Below are 19,992 nucleotides of genomic sequence, written 5' to 3'. Positions count from 1 at the left end.
TCTTAGGCGCGGGCGGCGGTGGGGGCGGATTCAGCGGCCACTTCAGCAGCGATCTCGGCGGCCATGTCTGCTGCCAGGCTGTCGAGCTGCTCGTAGCGGTCGCCCCACTGCAGGCTGCAGCCAATCGCATGCATGGCCAGGCGGGCGGCAGGCAGCTCGCGCGACATGCCGATGCCGCCATGCAGCTGGATCGCCGACTCGCCCACCTGGCGGGCCGCGATCGACAGGTAGTGCTTGAGCAGTGCCACCGCATGCGCATCGCCATCCCCCAGGTCAAAGGCCACGACACGCTCGCGCACCATGCCGCGCACGCTCTCATAGGCCACATACATGTCCACCGTGCGGTGGCGCAGTGCCTGGAAGGTGGCAAGCTGCACGCCGAACTGCTGGCGCGTGTTCAGGTACTCGATGGTCTGCTCGACCATCGCGCCAATGGCGCCGACGATCTGCGCGCAGCAGACCAGCGCGCCCACGGTATTGGCGCGCTCGGCAGCAGCCACGGCCGCCCGGCCGCGTTGCAGCACGGCGCTGGCGGGCAGGCGCGTGGCCTTCAGGGCCAGGTCGGCCGTCAGCCGGCTGTCATGGCCAGCCCAGCTTTGCAGGCTGCCGCCTAATTGATCGCGGCTGGCCAGCAGCAGCAAGGCCTCGCCGGCAGCACTGCGGGCCAGGAACAGCAGATGGCTGGCCGGCTCGCTCAGGTCAATGCCGCGCAGGCTGCCCTGCAGTTGCACGCCTTCGGCATCGACCATCGCCGTCAGGCTGCAGCTGCCGTCATGCGCAAATACGGGGGCGATGGAGACTTCGCCGGCAGCAAGCAGCCCCAGCATCTGGGTCACATCGTCACGGCCGGGGATGGCGCCCAGCACCGCTGGTACCACCGCGCAGCGTGCGACCAGCGGCGTGGTCAGGCCATAGCGGCCAGCGGCCTCTGCGATGGACGCCACATCGGCAAAGGTTGAGCCCGCGCCGCCACTGGCCTCGGGCACCAGCACGGCTTGCCAGCCGAGCTCCAGAAACTGCTGCCAGCTGCCGCTGGCCTGGTCGGAGGGCTGGGCTTCGGCCAGCGTGGCATTGACCGCCTGTGCATCGGCCGCCACAGCATTGGCTGCCACCCGTAACGTCGTGTCGTACAGATCGCCCGGAAACATGGGAGAGGCTTGAAAAGGCATGGGTCAGGCTCCAAAGATATCGCGTGCAATCACGTTTTTTTGTACTTCGCTGGTACCGCCGGCCAGGGTGCGCGAGCGGTAGAAAAGGTAGGTGTGGATCAGCTCGCGCTTGAGCTCCACATCAGCCGGGCTGCTCTCGGGCAGGCTCGGAATCAGGCGCGCCGCGTAGTCGGGGCTCATGTCAAAGGCGATGCCGATGATCTGCTGGGCCAGGTCGGAGCAGAACAGCTTGAGCGCCGAGGATTTGGACGAGGCCAGCGTGCCCTGCATCTCTTCGTCGATGGCGCTGATCAGCATCTCCTTGGCGCCGGCCACGGCCGCTTGGGCCAGGAACAAACGCTCCAGCAGCATGTGCTGGCTGGCACCTTGTTGGCTGCGGCCGCGCTCGCGCAGCGGCTGCTCGATTTGTTCCAGCAGGCGCACCAGGCGCGGCACGGTCGCGGGCGACAGGCGCTCGCGGTCGAGCAGGAACTTGGCGCAGGCCCATCCGCCGCCCTCCTCGCCAATCAGGTTGGCCACGGGCACGCGCACATCGCGCAAGAACACCTCGTTGACATGGTGCCAGTGGTCAATCGTCGGGATGGGGCGCACTTCAATGCCGGGCGCATCAATCGGCACCAGCAGCAAGGAGATGCCGGCCTGCTTCTTGCCCTCCTTGGAGGTGCGCACCAGGGTGTACATCATGTCGGCCTCCTGCGCGTGGGAGGTCCAGATCTTCTGGCCGTTGATGACATAGTCATCGCCATCGCGCACCGCCGCCGTGCGCAGCGAGGCCAGGTCGGAGCCGGCGCCGGGCTCGGAATAGCCCTGGCACCACCATTCGCTGCCGTCCACAATGCGCGGCAGGTAGCGCTCCTTTTGCGCAGGCGTGCCAAAGTGCATGATCACCGGGCCGATATGGCCGATGCCATGGTGGTAGAGCGGCGGGCAGTCTTCCTGCGCCATCACTTCTTCAAACAAATAGCGCTGCTGCATGTCCCAGCCGGTGCCGCCCCATTCGATCGGCCAGTTGGGGGCGCTCCAGCCCTTGCGCTGCAGGATCTTGGCCCACTCGCTCATCTCGGCGCGGCCCAGCTTCTCGTTGGCGCGGACCTTGGCTTTTAGCGCGGGCGGGCAATGCTGCTGCGCAAAGTCGCGCAGGGTTTGTCGAAAATCGGCATAGGGATCGGTGGTTGCTGTCATGTTTCCGGGTTCAAGGTCAAATCAAACGACAAGGGGCGGGCAAGGGCTGGGTGCCCCTGGCCCTCATTCCTGGGTAATGTGCTTTTCTCGGATCACGGCGGCCCAGCGCGGGCGCTGGGCATCCAGGTAGGCGGTGAAGTCTTCGGGGCCCAGCAGGTGCAGCTCGCCGCCGGGGCGGGTCACGCCCTCGGCTACCGTGGGCACTTCCACCACCGCGCGCAGATCGCGGTAGATGCGCTGCTGCAGTGCTGCGGGCACCTTGGCAGGCATGAAGAAGCCAAAGAAGCTGCTGCAGCTGTAGGGCTTGAGCTCAGGCGCGGACGACTGGGAGAACGGAGTCAGCGGCAGTGCGCTGCGCACGGGCTTGTCGCTGGCAACGCCCAGCACCTTCATGCGCCCGGCCTGCACGTAGCTCACCGAACTGGGCGCATCCAGCAAGGCCGCTACCTCGCCGGCCATCAACGCATTCAAGGCCGGGGCATTGCCCCGGTAGGGCGCGTGGATGATGTGCGCGCCGACGGCCGAGGCCAGCATCTCGGCACAGATATGCGGGCTGGAGCCGACGCCTGATGAGGCGAAGGCCACCTTGCCATCGTTGGCGCGCATATAGCTGGCGAACTCGGCCAGGTTGTTGGCGGGCACCTGCTTGCCCACATAGAGCACGCTGGGCGACTCGGACACCATCATCAGCGGCTTGAGGTCCTGCGGGTCATAGGGCAGGCGGGGCATCATCAGCGGGTTGGTCAAGTAGCCCAGGCTGCTCAGCAGCAGGGTGTGGCCATCGGCAGGGGCGCGGGCGACCAGGGCGGTGCCAATGGTGGTGCCGCCGCCGGGGCGGTTGTCGATCACCACGGGCTTGCCCCATTTCTCGGCCAGCACCGGCGCAATGGCGCGGGCCACCTGGTCGGTAAAGCCGCCGGCCGCATAGGGCACGACGATGGTGACCTGCTTGTCAGGGAACTCCGCCGCCTGCACCACGGCCCCGGCCCAGGCGCCGATGAACACGCCCCAGGTGGCGGCCCGCTTGAATTTTTGAGAGATAGACACGGCAGGTCTCCATCACAAAATGCGTTGTTGCTATGGGCTGGTCAGCAGTCGCCTAACGCGCGGCAACGGCCTGGGACAAGCGGCTTAGCGCCGCCTGGTCCTGCCAGGCTTTTTGCGGCAGCGAGGCCATCATCGTGTGGGCCAGCCCGCCATCGACCACCAGCTCGGCGCCGTTGACGTACGCAGCCGCATCGCTCAGCAAGAAGCTGACGGCACCGGCTATGTCACCCGGCTCACCAATGCGGCGCAGCGGTACGCGCTGCTCGCGCTGAGCCTTAGCTGCCGGATCCGCATAGGCCAGCGCGGTACCGGGCGTGGCGATCAAGCCGGGCGAGAGCGCATTGATGCGCACACCCAGCGGCCCCCACTCGGTCGCCAGCTGGCGCACCAGCATCAGCGCTGCTGCCTTGCTGGCGCTGTAGGCGCCCAGTGGTGGCGTGGCATGGCTGGCCGATACCGAGGTGATGACCACGATGCTGCCGCCACTGGCGCGCAGGGGCGCCAGCGCCGCCTGGGCCAGCAGCAAGGGCGCCCGCGCATTGAGCGCAAAGGTCCGGTCCCAGTCGGCCACCGGGTAATCGCTCAAGGCCCCGGGAAAAGCCGCGCCCGCATTGCTGACCAGGCCATCGAGCCCGCCCCAGTGCTGTACGGCAGCGGCCACCGCCTGGGCGGCAAAGTCCAGCCCCGACAGATCACCCGCCAGCACCTGGACCTGGGCGCCCAGCGCTTGCAGCTCGGCGGCTAGCGCATCGAGCTCGGCCGCATGCTGGTCCAGCAGGGTCAGCTGCGCTGGGCCGGCTTGGTCGTCGCCTTGGTCATGGGCGTCTTGGGCCAGGCGCAGCGCAATGGCGCGGCCAATGCCGCGTGCGGCACCGGTGACGAGAGTGCGGCCCATCACTGCCCCTTGAGCAGGTCGCAGGCGCTTTCGGAGGCCGGGCGCCAGGCCTCTTCAGGCGCAATGGTGCCGATGATCTTGTAGTAGTCGAACTTGGCCTTGGACTCCGCCGGGGTCTTGACCTGCACCGCATAGAGCGGGCGCAGCACCTGGCCATCGGCCCGCACCTTGACCTGCTTGGAGAAGAAGTCGTTGACCGGCAGCTCGCGGATCTTGGCCGCCACGGCCTTGCCCTCGTCGGTGCCAGCGGCCTGCACCGCCTGCAGGTAGTGCGTGGTGGCGCTGTAGGCGCCGGCCATCAAATAGGTGGGCGCGCCGTTGTTGTAGCGCGCCATGAAGCGCTTGGACCAGGCCCGGGTCTCGTCGTTCTGGTCCCAGTAGAAGGGCAGCGCCAGCTGCAGACCCTGGGCCACATCCAGGCCCATGGCGGTGACGCTGTTGATCGTCATGCCAAACACCGCCACCTTCTGGCCACCGCGGGCAATGCGGTACTCGGCCGCTTGCTTGAGCGCGTTGGACAGGTCCAGCCCGGCGTTGATGATGACAATCGCCTCGGCACCGCTGGCCTGCGCCTGCAGCAGGTAGGACGAGAAATCGGCCGTGCCCAGCGGATGGCGCGTGACCCCGGTCACCTTGCCGCCGCCTTCTTTGATAAAGCGCGTGGCCTCGTCCAGGTAGGCCTGGCCAAAGGCATAGTCCACCGCGATGAAGTAGAAGCTCTTGACGCCCTGCTTCATCAGCGCCTTCACCCCTGCCTTGGGCATCGCGTAGGAGTCGGCGACAAAGTTGAAATTCATCGGCGAGCAGGCCTTGTTGGTCAGGTCGGCCGTCGTGGTGCCTGCGATCAGATAGGGCTTGCTGCGCTCCTTCATCAGCTGGGCCACCGTCAGCGCAATCGACGAGGCAGAGTTGCCGACGATCGTGTCGAACTTCTCCACATCCAGCCAGCGGCGGGTGATGCTCAGGCCGATGTCGGGCTTGTTCTGGTCGTCGGCCACCACCACCTCGATGGGCTTGCCCAGCACCTTGCCACCAAAGTCCTCGACCGCCATCTTGACGGCCAGCGCATGGCCGGGACCGCCATTGCCCGAGTAAGGCCCCGTCTGGTCCCCCATCACACCGATGCGGACCACGTCATCACTGACCTGGGCCCAGGCAGCGGACGGCGCGGCCATGGCCGCCAATAACGACAAAAGCAATGCATGCGGGCGTACAGATTTCACGTTGTCTCCTTGATCAGCTCTTTTTTGCGATGAACCGTGTCTTTGGCCGGCCGTCCAGATCTTGGCGTTGGACTACATACCTGCCGACAGGTAAATAGTACAAACAAAAGCTTGAAAGGCTTTCAGTGCTAACCCTTGGTCGCTGGGAGACGTGTGTTTTGCCTGGGTGGATGTGGCTTCGGAGACCGATGCACCGGCTGTGCTGGCTGACGTGAAAGGCCTGAGACAATGCCGGAGTTGCCCTGCTCTCAGCGGTAGTTGCGCACGCCAAAGCAAGCATGGCCCAAAAGAAAACGCCTCGGCTTTGGACAAGCAGAGGCGCAAAGGCGCCTATAAGGCGCCGCTGGGGGAGGCCGTGACAAGCGTCGCCTGGCGCGACCACTTGCCGATTCTCACAACAACAGCTGCAAGCGCCCTATTCCCAAGCGCTTGTGGCCAGACCGGGTCAGGAAGCCAGGGCCCGCATCTCCGCAATCAGGTCGGACTTGCCTTCAAAGCCGATGCCTGGCAGCGCTGGCAGCGTGACATAGCCGTTGTCCACCTTCACGCCATCAGGGAAGCCGCCATAGGGCTGGAACAGGTCCGGGTAGCTCTCGTTGCCGCCCAGGCCCAGGCCTGCGGCGATGGCCAGCGACATCTGGTGGCCGCCGTGGGGAATGCAGCGGCTGGGCGACCAGCCGTATTCCTTGAGCATGTCCAAGGTGCGCAGGTATTCCACCAAGCCATAGCTCAGCGCGCAGTCAAACTGCAGCCAGTCGCGGTCCTTGTGCATGCCGCCGTGGCGGATCAGGTTGCGGGCATCCTGCATCGAGAACAGGTTCTCGCCCGTGGCCATGGGGCCTTTGTAGACTTCGCCCAGCTTGGCCTGCAGCTCGTAGTCCAGCGGATCACCGGCCTCTTCGTACCAGAACAGCGGGTACTGCGACAGCGCCTTGCCGTAGTCGATGGCGGTCTGCAGGTCAAAGCGGCCATTGGCATCCACCGCCAATTGCTGGCCCGGGCCCAGGATTTTCAGCACCGATTCAATGCGCTCGCAGTCCTCGGCCAGGGTAGCGCCGCCAATCTTCATCTTGACCACCGAGTAGCCGCGCGCCAGGTAGCTTTCCATTTCGCGCTGAAGTGCCTCCAGGCCCTTGCCGGGGTAGTAGTAGCCGCCGGCGGCATAGACAAACACGCGCGGGTTGGCTGTGCCATTGCCATAGCGCTCAGCCAGCAGCTGAAACAAGGGCTTGCCGGCGATCTTGGCCGTGGCATCCCAGACGGCCATGTCGATGGTGCCGACCGCCACCGAGCGCTCGCCATGGCCGCCGGGCTTTTCATTGATCATCATGCGGGCCCAGACCTTGTGCGGGTCCAGGTTCTCGCCGGTCTCGTCCAGCAGGCTGCCGGGCTGGGCTTCGAGCACGCGCGGGATAAAGCGGTCGCGCATCAGCGCGCCCTGCCCGTAGCGGCCGTTGGAATTGAAGCCGTAGCCAATGACGGGCTTGCCATCGCGGATGACATCGGTGACCACGGCCACCAGGCTCAAGGTCATCTTGGAGAAGTCGATGTAGGCGTTGCGGATGTCCGACTTGATGGGACGGGTGGATTCGAGGATGTTGACGATCTTCATGGTGGTCATCGGTTGTGAAAATGTTGGATGAAATATCAGCGGGCCAGTGACGAGCCACCACAGATGGCGATGTCCTGCCCGGTAATGGCGGCAGCCGCCCGAGACAGAAGAAAGCCCACCAGGGCGGCGATCTCGGCCGGCTCGATCAAGCGGCCCATGGGTGGCAGGCGCGGCGCACTGCCGGCGCGGGCCGGGTCGTTCAACATGCCAGTCGCTGTGGCTGCGGGCGAGACCACATTCAGCGTCACGCCCTGCGCAGCCACCTCGGCCGCCCAGCTGCGCGCCAGCGCGATCAAGGCCGCCTTGGTGGCGGCGTACTGGCCGCGCCCTGCCATGCCCTGCGCCACCCGGCTGCCGATAAACACGACCCGGCCTTGGCCGCGCTGCGCCATGCCGGGCACGATGGCATCGGCCAGGCGCGTGGCGGCATCCACATGCAGGCGCCACATCAGCGCGCCGCCGTCATGGTCGAGCTGGCCCAGCGCGCCCACGCGCAGCACGCCGGCGGCATGCACCAGCGCATCCACAGCGGGCAAGGCCGCAGCGGTGCGCGCAATGGCGGCGCCGTCCGTCAGATCAACCGGCACATGCGCATAGCCGCCATGCACGATGGTGGCCTGCGCCACATCGAGCCCCGTGACGCGCCAGCCCGCCGCCAGCAGCGCATCGGCAATGGCGCAGCCGATGCCGATGCTCGCTCCGGTTACGACGACATGGCCCAGCTCAGTCTGCACGGATGCCTCCTTCGCTCACGATCTTTTGCGCACGGTCCATCTCGCTGCGCTGGAATTTCACAAAGTCCTCGGCGCTACCGGGCGTGGGCAGCAGGCCTTGTTCCTTGAGCTTGGGCGCCATATCGACCAGGGCCTTGTTCACCTCGGCGTTGAGGCGCTGCACCAGCGCGGGCGCAGTCTTGGCAGGCGCCCAGAGGCCATACCAGCTGTAGAACTCATAGCCGGGAATGGTCTCGGCCACGGTAGGCACATCCGGAAGGCTGGGCACGCGCTCGGCCGAGGTAACGGCCACCACCCGCAGCATGCCGCCCTTGTGGTACTGGAGGGATCCCAGGATCGGGTCGATAAAGCCATCGATCTGGCCGCCAATCAAATCCTGGAACGCCGGCGCCGTGCCCTTGTACGGAACGATCAGGTAGTCCAGGCCGCCCGCGCGCTTGAGCAGTTCGGTAGACAGATGCCCGGCGGAACCGAGCGACCCCACGGCAAAAGTCATCTTGCCGGGGTGGGCCTTGCCGTAGGCGATGAGCGACTTGATATCGGTCACCGGCAGGTTCTTGTTGATGGCCACCGACAGCGGGGCCTTGGCCACCAGCGCAATCGGCACAAAGTCCTGCGTGACGTTGTAGGGCACGGACTTGAGCGTCAGCGGCGCTGTGACATGCGTGGAGGCACTGAACAGCAAGGTGTAGCCATCGGCCGGCGCGCGGGCCACCGTCTCACCGCCGATCACGCCGCTGGCACCGGGCTTGTTCTCGATGACAAAGGGCTGGCCCAGCTGGTCGGCGAGCTTCTGGCCCAGCATACGGCCCACCGCATCGAGCGTGCCGCCCGGCGGAAAGGGAATCACGACGCGCACCGGCTTGGCCGGGTAGGTCTGCGCAAAGCCGCTGGCGGCCAGGGCCAGGGCGGCGGCACCGATGGCGCTGCGTAGCGCGGTACGGATGAATGGTTGGCGTTGCATGGTGTCTTGTCTCCTGTCGGTTTTTTTCTAGAACGTGTTGACGATCTCAACGCAGCCGCGTTGGCGTGCAATCGGGATGAGTTCGAAGCGGTGGTTCGCAGCTTGCACCGAGGTGCAAGCAAGAGCCAACGCGAAGAAATCGCCCGATTTCACGTCAACCCGTAGGGACAGTGACTTTGCGGACACCCCGTCTTGAGGTGCACGCATCACTTCATTCCGCAAGGACACTGTCGAGGCGCGAGGAGATCGTCAACACCATCTTCGGGACCCCAGGGCGCAGGGGCTCAAAATCCCCTGCCCCGCTTCAACGGCTGTTTAGCGCTTGAGCAGCCCGGCTTGCTTGACGGCCGCGCGCAGTGCCTCCACTTCCTTGGCATTGGGCGCTTCGGTCGGTGGGCGCACGGTGGCGTCGTCGATCACGCCGGCCAGGTACATGCCGCCCTTCATGCGGGCATGCGCCTCGCCGGTGGGTTCGCCACCGCCATACACGGCATCCTTGAGCGGGGTGATGATGGCCTGCACTTCCATCGCCTTCTTCAGGTCGCCTGCCTTCACGGCGTTCCACAGGTCGATGATCAGCTGCGGAATAAACGTCGCAAAACCCACCAGCGCGCCGTCCACGCCCTGCACCATCGAGGCGAGCAGGTATTCGTCGTGGCAGGTCAGGATGGCCTTGGAGGCATCGGCCTCGCGGATCGCCTGGATGTCGCGGGCGTATTTGTTCATGTCGCGCTGGCCCACCTTGAAGGCCTGCAGGTACGGCAGCCTGGCCAGGTCGGCCAGCAGTTGCGACGAGTAGGAGGCACGCGTCCAGGCCGGGTAGACATGGCAGACCAGGTCGGCATGGGGGGCGGCTTTGTGGATGGCATCGAAATACTGCAGCGCATGGCCGGAGGTGAAGCCAAAGCGCAGCCAGTGGTGCGGGGGCATCACATCCAGCGCCACGGCACCGGCTTCCACCGCAGCGCGGGCATGTTCTACCGCATCGGCCAGGCCTTCGCAGACGATGGACGAGATCACCGGCAGGCGGCCCTTGAGCTCGTCAGCCACAATGCGCGTCACCTCAGCGCGCTCGGCCGGGGTCAGCGAGAACACCTCGCCGGTATGGCCGTTGGTCATGATCGCGACCACGCCATCGTGGCCGGCTAGCCAGGAGGCAAGCTTGCGCAGCGCGGGCTCGTCAATGCGATGGTCAGGGGTGAAAGGGCAAGAGATGGCGGGAATAATTCCACGATAATTCGCGATGGCAGGCATGTTTTTGTCTCCGTTAGGGGTGCGAGTGGTCAACGGTGTTCATCATTTCGCAGGCTGCCTCTGCTGTCCAATACCCGAAACGCATACATGTATCTAAGAACGTGTTTACTATCTCCTCGCGCCGCGACAGTGTCTTTGCGGGATGGGATGCGAGGCGCAATACCGCAGCAATAGTCATGCTATTTCTAGGATTTGGAACAACGCACACGTCCCGCAAAGCCACTGTCCCTACGGGTTGGAGTGAAATCGGGCGACTTCTTCGCGCTGGCCCTTGCTTGCACCCCGGTGCAAGCTGCGAACCAGCGCTTCGAACTCATCCCGATTGCACTCCAACGCAGCTGCGTAGAGATCGCAAACACGTTCTATAGCCTTAGCAGACTCCAAAGAAGGAAACCCATGGGACCCGGCAACCGTCCGCTCGATCTGGAGTGGCTCGAAGACTTCATGGCACTGGCCGATACCGGCAACTTCTCGCGCGCAGCCGAGGCCCGCGCCATCGCCCAGCCCGCCTTTAGCCGCCATATCCGCTCGCTGGAAGACTGGGTCGGCGTGGAGCTGTTTGACCGCAGCGCCCACCCCGCCGCGCTCACCCCCGCCGGCCAGCGCTTTCTGCCGCTGCTGCAAAACGTGCTGGCCAACCTGGAGGCCGCCCGCATCAAGGCCCGCGCCGCGCACGACACAGCGGCCGCCAGCCTGCGCTTTGCCGCCACCCATGTGCTGTCGCTCACCTTCTTTCCGCGCTGGCTGGTGGGCATGGAAGCGCAGCTGCGCATGGGCCCGATCCAGACGATGAGCGACAGCTCACTCGCCTGCGAAGACCTGATGCTGCAGCGGCGCGTGCAGTTTGTGCTGTGCCACGGCCATGCCGCCGTGCCCGGGCGCCTGGACGAAGGCCAGTACCCGGTGCTGCGCCTGTCCGATGACCTGCTGCGCCCGGTCAGCGCCGCCGCACCCGATGCACCCGGCCAGCCGCTGCACCGCATCGGCCAGGACAGCGCTGTGCCCGTGCTCGCCTACAGCGAAGCCTCGGGCCTGGGCCGCATCATGCGATCGCGCATGCGCGGCATGTTTGCCGATGGCGCAGACGCCGTGCACTCCCCCCAGCCCGGTATGGCGCATGGCGTCGCCGTCGTCTTTACCGCCCACCACGCAGCCTTACTCAAAACCATGGCCCTGGAAGGCCGAGGCGTCGCCTGGCTGCCCCACAGCCTTATCACCGAAGAGCTGCGCAGCGGCAGCCTGGTGCCCGCGGGCGACGACCGCTGGAACGTACCGGTGGAGATCCGCCTGTACCGCCAACGGTCGGAGATGGCGCCTGCGGCGGAGGCCTTGTGGGCGCTGGTGCAGGGGCAGGGGCAGCAGGCTGGGGGTGCGGATGGGAAGCAGGCCGGCTAGGCCCTGAAGCGCTGCGGTCATCGCGCCGCTGCAGAATGGGCATGGATGGGATGACCCCATACCCAGGTGCTGCGCATCGTGTTTTCAACCGGAGTGGATGATGGATCTCGCTATCGCGGCCTTCGCTGTGCTCGCCGTCCCTGTCGTGCTTTTCTTGCTCTGGGACCAGAGGCGGCTCGGCAAGAAAGCCTTGCATGATGCCAAGCGTGAACGGCCATTTCCGGCGGAGCCCGCGAAGGCTGGCTCGCGGGATGATGCAGGGGCCAATGGCAGCGGCGGTGATGGCTGTGGGGGCGATGGGGAATAGTTGCTCTTGACAGCACTTCCAGCCTGCGACCGCAACATCCAAACCAAGGTAATGCGCCTATCTGCTCAACCAAATCTCCACTGCCGAACGCTCAAACAGTGGCTTTGCCAAAGCGCTGCAGCCAGCTATTGAAGGATGCGGGCAACACACTCTGGTTCGCATCCAGGATCGTGCATTTATCAACCTTTTTCAGCTTGACGCCGTTGGTGGTAGCGCCCGTGATTTTCTCCAGCTGCGCCTCTAGCTTGTAGCTGACGCAGTAATCGCCAGGCAATGCTCTTGCGCCTGCGGCTAGTTGGCCCACCATGGCCTCAATGAGCCGATTCATCGCCAGCTCCGCAATTTTCATGGCGGCGGCTTGGGATTCGGGTGGCAGTTCGGCCAGCGCGGCAAAGGGCTGGCTGTTTACTTTTCCAAATTTGGTGCGGTAATCCTCGTCCTCGACCAGAGCAGCCAGCGTGGAGAGAATATCGTTGCGCGATTGGAATAGCGCACAGCCAAAAATATCGGCATGGTTTTGGAGCCGATTTTCTGCATCGGCCACCAGCTGATCACCTGAGACGGGATAGGCTGGGATGCGACCCATACGAAAAGGCTTTATCGAGCGATCAGGAAAGGTTTGATCCATAGAAGTGTTCCAATTTTCTAGCGCATGTGCGCGATAGAAACCGGCGTTTTAACGTCAGACGCCTGGATACTACATCCTCTACTGAACAAGGCATTCGAGCATTCTGTGCTCGTCGTACACTGCCAGCCTCTGCCTTTTAACGAGCTTTGTCCAAGCCAATGACAGCGCCCATGTTCCCTGACAGCATCGACACCCCCATCCAAACACCCCGCCTGAGCTTGCGCCTTGCCGGCCCCGGCGATGGCAAGGCTGTGTATGCAGCGGTCGTAGAAAGCCTGGCCAGCCTGCGCGCCTGGCCCACCTCGCTGCCCTGGGCACTGTATGAGCCGTCGGTATCGGCGTCCGAAGACTTCTGCCTCGCCAGCATGCGTGATCGCGAAAACGGCACTGGCCTGGCCTTTCTGGTGTGGGACCAGGAACAACGGTTGATTGGCAGCGTGGGCCTGCACACGATCCGCTGGGACATTCCCAGCATGGAAATTGGCTTTTGGATGCGCAGTGGCGTGCACCGAAACGGATTTGCGAAAGAGGCGGTCACGGCAGTGCTGCAGTTGGCATTCACGCAATTGAAAGCGCGTCGTGTGTTTGCACGCACCGATGAAGATAACGCGGGCAGCCGTGCGACCTGCGCCAGTGCGGGGATGCTATTGGAGGGGGTGATGAAAAATGAGCGCATCACGCCGTCAGGGCAGCTAAAGAATGGCTGCGTGTATGCGTCAACCAGGTAGCCTGCGATTGCCGTAATCGAGCCAGCGCAGATCTGGCGCAGATTGGCTGCTGCAGGTTATAAACCGCGCCTTAATGCCCTGCACCCCAAAGCAATCTCCGAAGCAGCCCGAGGATCCTCCGCTGCTGTCACTACTCGGGCTTGCCCTTCATCCCCAACAATTCGCTCGCACTGATGATGGCCTGGGCGATGTCTTCGACGGATACGCGCTTTTTCATGGCCTGCTCGCGCAGCATTTCGTAGGCGCGGTCTTCACTGACCTGGTGGGTGGCAATGAGGATGGCTTTGGCGTCGGTCACACGGCGTTGGCCCAGCAGCTTGTTTTGCAGCTTGTGCACATGTTGCTGCATCTGCCGGTGCTCCTTGTGCATCTGGCGCGCGACAACCAAGGTGGAGAGCAGGCCAAAGGAGCGTATGGGCGAAGGCAGGATCGCCTGCGCCTTGAGCTCCAGCACGGCAGACACAATGGTGGGGTTTTCATAGTTCACCACCGCGACCAGCGCAGGCGCCTGCTCACCACTCGCCCACGCCATGAGCAGGTGCAGAAAATCAGGGCGCACCGCCAACAGGACGATATCCGGGTCGTCCGGCAATTGCTGCACCGGAGGCCAAACGCTGCGCACCTGGCAGCCGATGCGCTGGAGCTGCTGGGCCAGCAGCAAGCCATCGGCATCCTCGGGGTGCATCAGGATGATTTTGAGTTGGCGCAGCTCCTTGAGGTGCTGCGAGGTGGCGCGGGGCTGCTGCGGGTTCACGCTCAGACCTCGATCTTGGCCGTCCAGTCGCCCAAGGAATGGGTGACCAGATAAGGATCCGGCGATACGGCACGTTTGGCCTCGCGCAGTATGGTGAACTCCCCTTGCGCATTGGCCCGCCCAATGCGGGGGTAGACCCAGGTGTGGTGGTTTCCGGGATCGATGCGCACACGCCCCTGCGGGGCATCAAACTCGCTGCCCAGCAGGTGAGGCAGCAACTCGCTGATGGTGTCGCTGCCCGAGCGGCGAAAGGCGTTGGCAAACATATGCAGCTGAAAATAGGAGGCTTCCCAGCACAGATTGGGGCGGCAGTCATCGCCGAACAGCCGCTTGAGGTGGGCCAGGCAGCGCTGGTTGGCGGCAGATTGGATCGACTGAAAATAAGGCGCCGAGGTGATGTGGCCGGCTGCGATATCAAAGCCCATTTGTCCGATCTCGGCCTCCGAGGTGGTGAGGCTGCAGATGGGCATTTCTTTGGTGTTGAAGCCGGCATCGGCATAGGCGCGGTAGAGCTGGGCGGTGGAGTCTCCGACCACCGTGGAAAAAATAAAATCAGGGCGCTTCTGGCGGATATCTTCCATGACGGCTTGGTAGTCCTGCTCGGTGGCCGCCAGTGGCAGGTAGCGCTCGCCGAGGATTTCGCCCTCGGGGTGCTGCAGCACCAACTCGCGCAGTATGCGGTTGGATTCATAGGGGTAGATGTAGTCGGAGCCGATGAGGTACACGCGCGCACCAAAGCTGCTGGTCATGAAATCGGCCAGCTGCACGCTGTTCTGGTTAGGGGCCGCGCCGGTGTAGATGATGTTCGCTGAGAACTCGAAGCCTTCGTAGAGCGTGGGGTAGAACAAAAGCTTGTTCCATTTCTCGACCACGGGCAGCACAGCCTTGCGGCTGCTGGACATATAGCAGCCAAAGATGGTGTTGACGCGGTCGTGCATGATCAACTGCTCGGCCAGGCGCGCGTACTCGGCAGGGTTGGACGCGGGGTCATAGCGCACGGCCACCAGCTCACGCCCGAGCACGCCGCCGGCGTTGTTGATTTCGTCGATGGCCAGCAAGCTGCCCTGCAGTTGCGACTGGCCAATGATGGACGTGGTGCCCGTTTCCGAAAAAAGAATGCCGACACGCAAGGGATCGTTGTTTGCCAAAACCTGTCTCCTGGTCTATCCCACTCCAATGCTTGGGGCATCGGGGCGGATGCGGGGTAAATGCATAAATGCATAAAGCGTGCCAGCCAGCTTAGCGCAGCAGCAGGCGCTGGCCGGTCTCATCGGTGCAGGGCTGGGCAACACCCTGCACATCTAGCGCCCGGCGGCCAGGCGCGCGCCCATCCTGGTCAAGCGCGGCAGCAGCTGCACGGCCTCATCCGCGATGTCGTAGCCTCGCCAGCCGAAGATCTGGCGCACATAGGCATCGGCCTGTGCATCGACGGCCAGACAGCAAACTTGCACCCCTGCGCGCTTGGCCTCCTGAACAGCATGCCGCGCATCTTCGATCAGGTATCGCTTGTCGTGCACATCGATGTCGTGTGGAGCACCATCGGTGACCACCAACAGGCTGCGCTGCCCTTCGGGCTCGTTGCGCAGCAGGCTGCTGGCGTGGCGCAGGGCCGCGCCCATGCGCGTCGAATAGCGCCCGCGCAGGGCTTGGACCATGGCTGCCGTGGCGCGGCTGTGTACCTGGCCAAAATCAAGCAGGCGGTAGTAGTTGACTTCGGCACGGGTGTTGGACGAGAACGCATGGATGGCCAGACGCTCGGCGCTGCGCAAGCACGCCTCGGCCAGCATCAGCGCGGCTTGCTTCTCCAAGGCCAGCAGGCTCTGGCCCTGCAGGCCGATGTCGTTGACCGATTCGGAGATGTCCAGCAGCACCAATATGCTGGCAGGGCGTGGGCCCTGACCGCTGCGCATGAAAATGCGCGGGTCAGGGCGTAGCTGCATGCGCATGTCCACCTGCACGTCGATGGCCGCATTGAGGTCCAGCGCATCGCCCTCCCACTGGCGGCGAAGCCGATGGCGCCGGTCAAGCACGCGGGGATGGGGCAGCGCCAGACTGTCGACCCTGGTGGTACTGGACAGGCGCGCACTGCTGATCTCGCTCAGGCCCTGCCACGCGGGGAGTTTTTCGACCACCTGGCACCAATCGGGCTTCATATGCTCGCTCCTGTAGTCCCATTCCGGGTAGTGAAAGCGGGTGATCTCCAATTCTTCGGCGGCCTGAGGCGTTTGCGCCGGCTCGGGCGGCTCTTGGGCATTTCTTGTGCGTGCCGCTTGCAGTTGCGCGGTAGTCTGGGGCAGCTGCAAGGCCTCGTCCTGGTTATCGTCGGACTGGGGATGCGCCCAGAGGTAGCTGTTGTCATCCCGGTAGAGCGTGGGCCCGGCATAGTGCTGTGGGTCCATCCGCACGCGCATCTGCCCGAGGTCATTGGCGAGGATGGAGGCGATGGCGCGGAATGCCGCATAGTCTTCAAGCCCATGCTTTTTCACCATGCCTTCAAACAGCTCCCGCGCCTTGTTGACCCAGTGGTTGCCGCTGTGGCTGTCCGCCAGCAGCAAGATCCGGTCAAGCCGCGCCATAAAGGCGACGAAGCCCAGGTTTTCCGGCTCGGGCTCGGGCGCGATATGCGCCTGGAACCAAGGGCCTATGCCGGGGTAGTCGCGCAGCAACAGGCGTTCGGCGCGGGCGTCTTCTATGGCCGAGACCAGCACCATGCCCATGGGCTTCAAGGCCTGGCTGGGCTGGCGTGCGGGTGAATGCAGCAGATGCGCCGCAGCGTGCGCAACCATGGCGGTGTGCCGGTGGGCACGCTCGGCCACAGGCAGATCGAGTAGCGGCGGTAGCATCAAGCGCGCAGCGCTCGATGCTGCTCCACCGTCTGCAGCAAGCAAGATGGCACGCTGCGCGGGGGCGGGCCTGGCCGCTGCGATCCCCAGCAGCCCCCCCGCCTCCTGGTGCGGACTGGCAGCCTGCAAGGGGTGGACTTGCACCCGGCTCAACGCCAGGCAGGAGGCGAGCCTGGCCAGGCGTTCAAAACTACGTGTGTCGTCGTCGATCCAGGTTGCGGCGGCGCGCTCGCTGAACCGGGAGGCGGATGATGGGGCCATGGTGCTGTGCTTTTTTAGCTTGCAAATTTGGCTTGCACGAGTTGCTTCAGCGCTTGGCAGGTGTCGGGGTCATCCGTCAAGGCCTGCGTGATCGTCATGTCGCAACTGTCGGCGGGCGATACGCCATCGCGTATCAGCAAGCCGGCGTAGATGAGCATGCGGGTGGAGGCACCTTCATCGAGGCCATGGTGCTTGAGCGCGCGCGTGCTGTGGGCCAGCGTGACCAGACGCTCGGCCAGCGCAGGCGCTATGCCCGCTTCGTGCGCGACGATGTCGGACTCGGTGGCGGCATCGGGATAGTCAAACTCCAGCGCGGCAAAGCGCTGGCGCGTCGAGGGCTTCATGTCCTTGGCGCTGCTCTGGTAGCCCGGGTTGTAGGAGACCACCAGCTGAAAATCCGGATGTGCATGCACGACTTCGCCTTTCTTGTCGAGGGGAAGCACGCGGCGCGCGTCGGTCAATGGATGGATGACAACCGTCGTGTCCTGCCTGGCCTCCACCACCTCATCGAGGTAGCAGATGGCACCGTAGCGCACGGCCATGGTGAGCGGCCCGTCGTGCCAGGCCGTGCCATCGGCATCGAGCAGGTAGCGGCCTACCAGGTCAGAGGCGGTCATGTCTTCGTTGCAGGCCAGCGTGATGAGCGGGCGCCGAAGCGCCCAGGCCATGCGCTCGACAAAGCGCGTCTTGCCGCAGCCCGTGGGGCCTTTCAGAATCAGCGGCATGCGGTGGCGGTAGGCCTGCTCGTACAGCGCGATCTCATTGCGGGCGGGCCGGTAAAACGGCTCTTGGGCCAGGCGGTACCCGGCCAGCGGGTCGTCGCCGCGAGCGGCTAGCAGAGGGTCTTTTGCGTTCATCATGTTCACCATTTCCCCATCAACAACATCAAGCCTGGAATCCAGCAGGTCACGATGCCCACCAGCACCGTGTAGGCCGGCAGAAAGCGCAGCTGCCTGCCGAGCCCCAGCGCAAGAAAGAAGAAAAACCACAGGCTCGACCAGACCAGCCACATGGCGATGACGCGGACATCTGCTGCGGCTGCGGCAAAGGCCAGCGCACTGAGCGCTACAAACAGGCAGTACCAGCCCAAGCCCACGCCTTTGAGCGCCCACCACTGCACCACCGCCAAATACAGGTAGGTGAAAGCAAAAAGCAGGCCGCCTGCGGCAGCGAAATAACCAGCGTCCGTATCTGCACGAAGCATGCCCATGGCATTGAGGAACAAGGCCAGCAAACCCACGAGCAGATTGAAAGGCGCAGAGTCCCGCGCGTCGATGCGGCCGCTCAGGCCCACACCGTTGACGATCAGCACCGCGCCAATGAAAAAAAGTGCAATACCCAGCATGTTGTCTCCTTGTTTTTTATCGGATGGCATGGCTGCGCGCTACCGGGCGGCCATGCCCACTGGGGTTGCGGCTTTAGCGGTGCTGGGGCGCTTCGTGAGGAATCCCTTCTATCGGGCATTCAGGGGTGCCCACCGTCGTGCGGGTGAAGGACTCGACCATCTCCCGCGTCCCTTCGGGGTCGTTGACCCACTGGCTGTAGAAGCTGTAGGGGCAGGCGGCAACGCCCTTGTCGCCATCGCCAGAATTGATGGTGCCGGTGTAGCCGCGGTGCACCAGTTTGAAGAGGTGGTTTTGTGACTGGCCGTTCTTGCGTGCATCGCGGATCAGCGATTTGGACAGCTCCGCGTACTGGATGCCCATCTCCTCTTCGCCGGTCTCGCCCAAGGTGCGGCCGTCAAAACCGATGATGGCGGAGTGGCCAAAATAGGAGTAGACGCCATCAAAGCCTGCCGCATTGGCCACGGCCACATAGGTGTTGTTCATGAACGCCATGGCCTTGGACACCAGGATTTGCTGCTCCTTGGCCGGGTACATATAGCCTTGGCAGCGGACGATCAGCTCGGCGCCACGCATCGCGCAGTCGCGCCAGATCTCCGGGTAGTTGCCATCGTCGCAGATGATCAGGCTGATCTTCATCCCCTTGGGGCCTTCGCTCACGTAAGTGCAGTCGCCCGGATACCAGCCTTCGATGGGTACCCAGGGCATGATCTTGCGGTATTTCTGCACGATCTCGCCCTGGTTGTTCATGAGGACCAGGGTGTTGTAGGGCGCCTTGTTGGGGTGCTCCTCATGGCGCTCGCCGGTGAGCGAGAAAATCCCCCAGACATTGGCCTTGCGGCAGGCATCGGCAAAGATGGCCGTCTCTTCACCGGGAATGGCAGAGGCGGTCTCGTACATCTCCTTGGAGTCGTACATGATGCCGTGCGTGGAGTACTCGGGAAACACCACCAGGTCCATGCCCGGCAGTCCTCGCTTCATGCCCACCACCATGTCGGCGATCTTGCGACAGTTGTCCAGTACCTCGGCCTTGGTATGCAGGCGTGGCATCTTGTAATTCACCACCGCTACGCCTACGCAATCATTGCTGCTCGAAATATCTCCGTGTCTCATGGCTGTGCTCCAAGTTAATGAGAAAAAAGTGCGACCTGTCCGGCTGGCAGCCGCAGCGCAGGGGTTTCAAAGCAGCGTAGGCAAAGCTCCGCCAGCGAACCAAAGGCCTGGTCCGAAAAACGGGAATACCAAAAAACGAACAAAAAAAAGCCCGAATCGACTCTGGAATGAATCGATTCGGGCTTTATTGCCGGACATCTGCGCTGGCAACCTTGGCAGCTGATGTCAATATCTGCAACGAAATCTGCGTGGCGTTTGTCCGCCGCCAGACCATGTTAGAGCGATTGTGGCCATGGCTGCCTAGAACATCTACCGGTTGCAGCGTTTGAGCGATGGTGGTAGTTGGCGAGCCGCGCAGCGAGAAAATGGGCAAGAACCATGCGAGCCTGGAACAAATCCGTGGCGCATCTTCGTGCAACGGCCCGCATCGAGCCCATCGGACTTCTTGTTTATCGGCTACATTCGCGATCGTGACCAGCAGCAGTTGGCCAACCATCTGCCGATAGCACCATCCCTCCATAGCATCGCAAGGGAATCTCT

The 19,992-nt window shown here is 63.8% G+C and carries 18 protein-coding genes; 2 read left to right on the top strand and 16 right to left on the bottom strand.

The window, feature by feature from the left end; genetic code table 11:
* Positions 1–2: 2 nt before the first annotated feature.
* From N4T19_RS01380 to N4T19_RS01340, 9 genes are all read right to left on the bottom strand, one after another.
* Positions 3–1,169, bottom strand: a complete 1,167-nt coding sequence (locus N4T19_RS01380) for an acyl-CoA dehydrogenase family protein (protein ID WP_260719244.1) — start codon at positions 1,167–1,169, stop codon at positions 3–5.
* A 3-nt stretch (positions 1,170–1,172) separates the two neighbouring features.
* Positions 1,173–2,351 carry an acyl-CoA dehydrogenase family protein gene (locus tag N4T19_RS01375; RefSeq protein WP_260719243.1) on the bottom strand — a complete coding sequence of 393 codons (1,179 nt, stop codon included), beginning with the start codon at positions 2,349–2,351 and terminating at the stop codon, positions 1,173–1,175.
* 63 nt (positions 2,352–2,414) lie between these two features.
* A complete protein-coding gene (locus N4T19_RS01370; protein WP_260719242.1) occupies positions 2,415–3,398 on the bottom strand; it encodes a Bug family tripartite tricarboxylate transporter substrate binding protein in 984 nt (327 codons plus the stop codon).
* A gap of 52 nt (positions 3,399–3,450) precedes the next feature.
* Entirely contained in the window at positions 3,451–4,293 is an 843-nt protein-coding gene (locus N4T19_RS01365; RefSeq protein ID WP_260719241.1) for an SDR family NAD(P)-dependent oxidoreductase, read from the bottom strand.
* A complete protein-coding gene (locus tag N4T19_RS01360; RefSeq protein ID WP_260719240.1) occupies positions 4,293–5,516 on the bottom strand; it encodes an ABC transporter substrate-binding protein in 1,224 nt (407 codons plus the stop codon). The genes N4T19_RS01365 and N4T19_RS01360 overlap by 1 nt, the downstream gene beginning before the upstream one ends.
* A gap of 445 nt (positions 5,517–5,961) precedes the next feature.
* On the bottom strand, positions 5,962–7,128 hold the full coding sequence (locus tag N4T19_RS01355) for a mandelate racemase/muconate lactonizing enzyme family protein (RefSeq protein WP_182345385.1): 1,167 nt from the start codon (positions 7,126–7,128) through the stop codon (positions 5,962–5,964).
* A gap of 35 nt (positions 7,129–7,163) precedes the next feature.
* Positions 7,164–7,862: an SDR family NAD(P)-dependent oxidoreductase gene (locus tag N4T19_RS01350; RefSeq protein ID WP_260719239.1), complete on the bottom strand. Its 699-nt coding sequence runs from the start codon at positions 7,860–7,862 to the stop codon at positions 7,164–7,166.
* A complete protein-coding gene (locus tag N4T19_RS01345) occupies positions 7,852–8,826 on the bottom strand; it encodes a Bug family tripartite tricarboxylate transporter substrate binding protein (RefSeq protein WP_182345384.1) in 975 nt (324 codons plus the stop codon). The genes N4T19_RS01350 and N4T19_RS01345 overlap by 11 nt, the downstream gene beginning before the upstream one ends.
* Positions 8,827–9,141: 315 nt before the next feature.
* Positions 9,142–10,080: a dihydrodipicolinate synthase family protein gene (locus N4T19_RS01340; RefSeq protein ID WP_260719238.1), complete on the bottom strand. Its 939-nt coding sequence runs from the start codon at positions 10,078–10,080 to the stop codon at positions 9,142–9,144.
* A 396-nt stretch (positions 10,081–10,476) separates the two neighbouring features.
* On the opposite strand from N4T19_RS01340, the gene N4T19_RS01335 reads away from it, so the two are divergent.
* On the top strand, positions 10,477–11,475 hold the full coding sequence (locus N4T19_RS01335) for a LysR family transcriptional regulator (protein WP_260719237.1): 999 nt from the start codon (positions 10,477–10,479) through the stop codon (positions 11,473–11,475).
* A 398-nt stretch (positions 11,476–11,873) separates the two neighbouring features.
* Here N4T19_RS01335 and N4T19_RS01330 read toward each other — a convergent pair whose 3' ends face one another.
* On the bottom strand, positions 11,874–12,410 hold the full coding sequence (locus tag N4T19_RS01330) for a hypothetical protein (RefSeq protein ID WP_260719236.1): 537 nt from the start codon (positions 12,408–12,410) through the stop codon (positions 11,874–11,876).
* A 170-nt stretch (positions 12,411–12,580) separates the two neighbouring features.
* On the opposite strand from N4T19_RS01330, the gene N4T19_RS01325 reads away from it, so the two are divergent.
* Positions 12,581–13,138: a GNAT family N-acetyltransferase gene (locus tag N4T19_RS01325; RefSeq protein WP_260719235.1), complete on the top strand. Its 558-nt coding sequence runs from the start codon at positions 12,581–12,583 to the stop codon at positions 13,136–13,138.
* A gap of 130 nt (positions 13,139–13,268) precedes the next feature.
* On the opposite strand, the gene N4T19_RS01320 is transcribed toward N4T19_RS01325, so the two are convergent.
* The 6 genes from N4T19_RS01320 to N4T19_RS01295 form a co-directional block, all read right to left on the bottom strand.
* Positions 13,269–13,892, bottom strand: a complete 624-nt coding sequence (locus N4T19_RS01320) for an ANTAR domain-containing response regulator (protein WP_243419268.1) — start codon at positions 13,890–13,892, stop codon at positions 13,269–13,271.
* A 2-nt stretch (positions 13,893–13,894) separates the two neighbouring features.
* Entirely contained in the window at positions 13,895–15,040 is a 1,146-nt protein-coding gene (locus N4T19_RS01315) for a transporter substrate-binding domain-containing protein (protein WP_260719234.1), read from the bottom strand.
* Between the two features lie 153 nt (positions 15,041–15,193).
* Positions 15,194–16,996, bottom strand: coding sequence for a nitric oxide reductase activation protein NorD (locus N4T19_RS01310; protein WP_260719233.1), 1,803 nt, complete (start codon positions 16,994–16,996; stop codon positions 15,194–15,196).
* 14 nt (positions 16,997–17,010) lie between these two features.
* Positions 17,011–17,853, bottom strand: a complete 843-nt coding sequence (locus tag N4T19_RS01305; RefSeq protein ID WP_260719232.1) for a CbbQ/NirQ/NorQ/GpvN family protein — start codon at positions 17,851–17,853, stop codon at positions 17,011–17,013.
* Between the two features lie 5 nt (positions 17,854–17,858).
* Positions 17,859–18,341 (bottom strand): AmiS/UreI family transporter, encoded by a 483-nt coding sequence (locus tag N4T19_RS01300; protein ID WP_260719231.1) that lies wholly within the window; start codon positions 18,339–18,341, stop codon positions 17,859–17,861.
* Positions 18,342–18,414: 73 nt separating this feature from the next.
* Positions 18,415–19,452 carry an aliphatic amidase gene (locus N4T19_RS01295; RefSeq protein WP_116925108.1) on the bottom strand — a complete coding sequence of 346 codons (1,038 nt, stop codon included), beginning with the start codon at positions 19,450–19,452 and terminating at the stop codon, positions 18,415–18,417.
* Positions 19,453–19,992 lie beyond the last annotated feature (540 nt).

Source organism: Comamonas squillarum, assembly GCF_025309455.1.
Classification (GTDB): Bacteria; Pseudomonadota; Gammaproteobacteria; order Burkholderiales; family Burkholderiaceae_C; genus Comamonas; species Comamonas squillarum.
The sequence above is the reverse complement of the archived record's forward strand: the minus strand, read 5'-3'. Positions and strand labels throughout refer to the sequence as shown.